General features: G+C 65.0%; 4 protein-coding genes and 1 pseudogene. All 5 read left to right on the top strand.

The genetic code is table 11. The features are described 5' to 3' along the window. Window positions 1-206 precede the first annotated feature (206 nt). Window positions 207-428 (top strand): annotated as a pseudogene (locus I5M_RS31685) (amino acid ABC transporter substrate-binding protein); the annotation flags it as partial. Window positions 429-559: 131 nt separating this feature from the next. After that, window positions 560-1,438, top strand: coding sequence for a branched-chain amino acid ABC transporter permease (locus tag I5M_RS26900; protein ID WP_022724230.1), 879 nt, complete (start codon window positions 560-562; stop codon window positions 1,436-1,438). Further along, window positions 1,438-2,424, top strand: coding sequence for a branched-chain amino acid ABC transporter permease (locus I5M_RS26905; protein ID WP_022724231.1), 987 nt, complete (start codon window positions 1,438-1,440; stop codon window positions 2,422-2,424). The genes I5M_RS26900 and I5M_RS26905 overlap by 1 nt, the downstream gene beginning before the upstream one ends. Beyond that, window positions 2,421-3,155: an ABC transporter ATP-binding protein gene (locus I5M_RS26910; RefSeq protein WP_022724232.1), complete on the top strand. Its 735-nt coding sequence runs from the start codon at window positions 2,421-2,423 to the stop codon at window positions 3,153-3,155. Before I5M_RS26905 ends, I5M_RS26910 begins: the two co-directional genes overlap by 4 nt. Next, on the top strand, window positions 3,139-3,478 hold a 340-nt coding region (locus I5M_RS26915; protein ID WP_022724233.1), incomplete at its 3' end, for an ATP-binding cassette domain-containing protein. The genes I5M_RS26910 and I5M_RS26915, both read left to right, overlap by 17 nt.

The raw sequence follows: 3,478 nt of genomic DNA on the forward strand, positions 1-3,478 counted from the left end.
GCGATGTCTTCGGGTGGCGAGTCGACGCCGGTGATGCCGCGACGCGGGTCCTTGTTGTTGTTAGTTGTTCCATGGGCTTTTCGTCATTGCGAGCGAAGCGAAGCAATCCAGTTCCGAGCACGGAGCTGGATTGCTTCGTCGGCTTCGCCTCCTCGCAATGACGGCGTTGAGTAAGTTACTTCTTCACCAGCGGGCAGCGCGATTCGGACCGCGCCAAGTCGACCGACGGCGAGAAGATCCGCGAGGCGCTGGTCGCCACCGACATGCCGGGCGACGTCACCATTATGCCGTGGAGCCGCGTCAAGTTCGACGAGCAGGGCCAGAACCAGTTCGCCGATCCGGTGCTGCTGCAATATGTCGGCGGCAAGTTCGTCACCATCTTCCCGGAGCAAGCCAAGGTCGCCGAGGCGATCTGGCCGATGCCGTAACTAAAAGTCATCCTGAGGTGCCCGCCGCGAAAGCGGCGGGCCTCGAAGGATGGGCCGCATCACCATGTCATCCTTCGAGGCTCGCTAGCGCTCGCACCTCAGGATGACGGCCATCGCTGGAGCAAGCCGTCTTGACCACCGCCACGATCATCCAATCTCTGGCCAGCGGCCTGCTGATGGGGCTGCTGTACGGCCTGGTCGCGGTCGGGCTGGCTCTGATCTTCGGCCTGATGGACGTCACCAACTTCGCCCATGGCGAATTCCTGATGTTGGCGATGTACATCACCTTCTTCCTGTTCGCCTTCTTCGCCATCGATCCGTTACTGGCGATGCCGCTGGTCGGCGCCGCGATGTTCCTGTTCGGCGCGCTGGTTTACTTGTTCGTCGTCAGGTTTGCGATGCGTGCCAGGGCCAATATCGGCATGGTGCAGATCTTCACGACCTTCGGCCTCGCCATCCTGATGCGCGGCCTGGCGCAGTATTTCTTCACGCCGGACTATCGCTCGATCAACGTCTCCTGGCTCGGCGGCAAGACGGTGTCGATCGGCGGCGTGTTCCTGCCGGTGCCGCAGCTCGTCGGCGCCGGGGTGTCGCTGCTGGCGTTCGGCGCGCTGTACTTCTTCATCAAGAAGACCGACTTCGGCCGCGCGCTGGAAGCGACGCGCGAGGATGCCGGCGCGGTCGCGCTTGTCGGCATCGACAAGAATAAAGTCTTTGCGCTCGGCTGGGGCCTCGGCGGCGCGCTGGTCGGCATCGCCGGCGCGGTGATGGCGATGTTCTTCTACATCTATCCCGACGTCGGCGCCTCGTTTGCGCTGATCGCCTACGTCACCGTGGCGCTCGGCGGCTTCGGTAGCGTGTTTGGCGCCTTCGCCGGCGGCATCATCGTCGGTCTGGTCGAAGCTTCGACGGCGCTGATCCTGCCGCCATCGCTGAAGTCGATCGGCATCTACGCCGTGTATCTGCTGGTAGTGTTCATCCGGCCGCGCGGCCTGTTCGGATCCATGTGATGAACGACGCTCACACCAAACGCCGCCGCCGCGATCTCATCGTCGCCGCCGTGCTCGCGCTGCTCGCGGCCTGCGCGCCGCTGGTGGTCAAGGACGTCTACATCCAGAACATCATGGTGCTGACTCTGATGTATGCGGCGCTGTCGCAGGCCTGGAACATCCTCGGCGGCTATTGCGGACAGATCTCGCTCGGCCACGCTCTGTATTTCGGGCTCGGCGCCTACACCACGGCGCTGTTGTTCACCAAGTTCGGCGTGCTGCCGTGGTTCGGCATGCTGGGCGGCGGCGTGCTGTCGGCGCTGATCGCGCTCGGCCTCGGCTATCCGACCTTCCGGCTGCGCGGCCATTACTTCGTCATCGCCACCATCGTGATCGCCGAGATCGCGCTGCTGTTGTTCCTCAATTGGGACTGGGCCGGCGCGGCGCTCGGCATCGACATTCCGGTGCGCGGCGACAGCTGGGCGAAATTCCAGTTCACCCGCTCCAAGCTGCCGTACTTCTACTTCGCTCTGGCGTTCTGCTGCGTCGCCTTCCTGATCACCTGGTGGCTGGAAGACTCCAAGTGGGGCTACTGGTGGCGGGCCGTGAAGGACAATCCCGACGCGGCCGAAAGCCTCGGCGTCGTGGTGTTCAACTCCAAGATGGGCGCCGCTGCTGTGTCGGCCTTCCTCACCGCGATCGGCGGCGCGTTCTACGCGCAGTTCGTATCCTATATCGATCCGGACAGCGTGATGACCTTCCAGTTCTCGCTCCTGATGGCGCTCCCGGCCGTGCTCGGTGGCATCGGCACGCTGTGGGGCCCGGTGCTCGGCGCCGCGATCCTGATCCCGCTCACCGAACTGACGCGCTCCTATATCGGCGGCTCCGGCCGTGGCGTCGACCTGATCCTGTACGGCACCGTCATCGTCGTGATCGCGCTGGCGCGGCCCGAAGGCCTGATCGGCCTGTTCTCGCGCAAGCCCGCGCCCAAGGGAGTGCCGCAATGAGCGAGACACTTCTGGAGACCCGCGGCGTCTGGCAGCGCTTCGGCGGCCTTGTCGCCAACAGCGATGTCTCGATTTCGGTCGGCCGCGGCGAGATCGTCGGCCTGATCGGGCCGAACGGCGCCGGCAAATCGACGCTGTTCAATCTGATCGCCGGCGTGCTGCCGCCGACGCAAGGCTCGATCATCTTCGACGGTCACGACGTCACAAAGGAGCCGGCGACGGCGCGCTGCGCGCGCGGCATCGGCCGCACATTCCAGGTGGTGAAGAGCTTCGAGTCGATGACCGTCATCGACAACGTCATCGTCGGTGCGCTGATCCGCACCACGGTGATGCGCGAGGCGCGCCGCAAGGCCCACGAGGTTCTGGAGTTCTGCGGCCTGGGCGCCCGCGCCGATGTGCTCGCCAATCAGCTGATCCCGTCGGAGAAGCGCCGGCTCGAAGTCGCCCGTGCGCTCGCGACCGAGCCCAAGCTGCTGCTGCTCGACGAAGTTCTCACCGGTCTCACCCATACCGAGGCCGAGAAGGGCGTCGAACTGGTCCGCCGCGTCCGCGACACCGGCGTCACCGTCTTGATGGTCGAGCACGTCATGGAAATCGTCATGCCGCTGGTCGACCGTGCCATCGTGCTCGATCTCGGCAAGGTGCTCACCGAAGGCAAGCCGGCCGACGTGGTGCGCGATCCGAAAGTCATCACTGCTTATCTCGGGGATCGTCATGCTGTCAGTGCGTGAGGTCACCACTGCCTACAAGGGGCTGGTCGCCATCTCGGACGTCTCGATCGAGGTCGAGAAGGGCGAGATCGTCTGCGTTGCCGGCGCCAATGGTGCCGGCAAGTCGACGCTGATCAAGTCCATCGCCGGCGCCGAGCGCCCGCGGTCGGGTTCGGTGGCTTTCGACGGCGAGACCATCACCGGTCTGGCCCAGCATCTCATCACGGCCCGCGGCATCGCCTATGTGCCGGAGACCCGCCGGCTTTTTCCGCGGCTGTCGGTGCACGACAATCTGCGGCTCGGCAGCTACATGTTCCGCGCCCGCTCGACCGCGAGCAGCCGCT

This window comes from Rhodopseudomonas sp. B29 (genome assembly GCF_000333455.1).
In the GTDB taxonomy this organism is placed as follows: domain Bacteria; phylum Pseudomonadota; class Alphaproteobacteria; order Rhizobiales; family Xanthobacteraceae; genus Rhodopseudomonas.

What these genes read in the sequence shown, in the direction of transcription:
- I5M_RS26905 (WP_022724231.1), top strand. Translation starts at nt 1,438, where the DNA reads ATGAACGACGCTCACACCAAACGCCGCCGCCGCGATCTCATCGTCGCC.
- I5M_RS26910 (WP_022724232.1), top strand. Translation starts at nt 2,421, where the DNA reads ATGAGCGAGACACTTCTGGAGACCCGCGGCGTCTGGCAGCGCTTCGGC.